This window comes from Vibrio sp. 2130-1 (assembly GCF_033339515.1).
This window is the reverse complement of sequence record NZ_JAWOUT010000300.1, coordinates 1-686: the sequence shown is the minus strand read 5'-3', so window position 1 is coordinate 686 and position 686 is coordinate 1. Positions and strand designations below refer to the sequence as shown.

The window sequence follows — 686 nt, the reverse complement described above, 5'->3', positions numbered from 1 at the left end:
TTCAAGGTTAGATTTTGCACAGCCTAACGCTTGAGTGAAGCGATAAGGAATAAAATAAGTGGGAGAGATTGAGAGCATGAGCACGAATTTACACTGGCAGTCGTTCGGTCAGGGACCGGATTTGGTGTTGCTGCATGGCTGGGGGATGAATGGCGCAGTTTGGCAGCAAACGGTCGAATCTCTGCAGGCCGATTTTTGTGTCCATGTCGTCGATCTTCCTGGATATGGTTTTAGCGCTGGGCATCATGGTGAAGACCTCGCACAAATCGCTGCCATGGTACTAAAAGATGCGCCAGAGAAAGCAGTGTGGCTAGGTTGGTCGTTGGGTGGTTTGGTTGCCACGCACATTGCGCTCAATGCTCCTCAACGAGTGAGTAAGTTGATCACCGTCGCCAGCTCACCAAAATTTGCCGCAGAAAAACCGTGGCGTGGCATTCAACCGAATGTACTGAGCGCGTTCACCTCTCAGTTACTAGAAGACTTCTCACTGACCATTGAGCGTTTTATGGCGCTGCAAGCCATGGGAAGTCCGTCTGCACGTAAAGATGTTAAACAACTCAAACAAGCGGTGCTATCGCGTCCTCAGCCGAACCCAGAGTCACTATTGGTTGGTTTAAATATTTTGGCGGATGTTGACCTGCGTGATGCTTTGATTTCCCTGACTATGCCGATGCTACGTCTTTACG

Annotated in this window: 1 protein-coding gene; it reads left to right on the top strand. The window is 49.7% G+C overall.

What is annotated here, in order from left to right; translation table 11 throughout:
- Positions 1-76: 76 nt before the first annotated feature.
- On the top strand, positions 77-686 hold a 610-nt coding region (gene bioH, locus R7Q09_RS25865), incomplete at its 3' end, for a pimeloyl-ACP methyl ester esterase BioH (protein ID WP_318143907.1).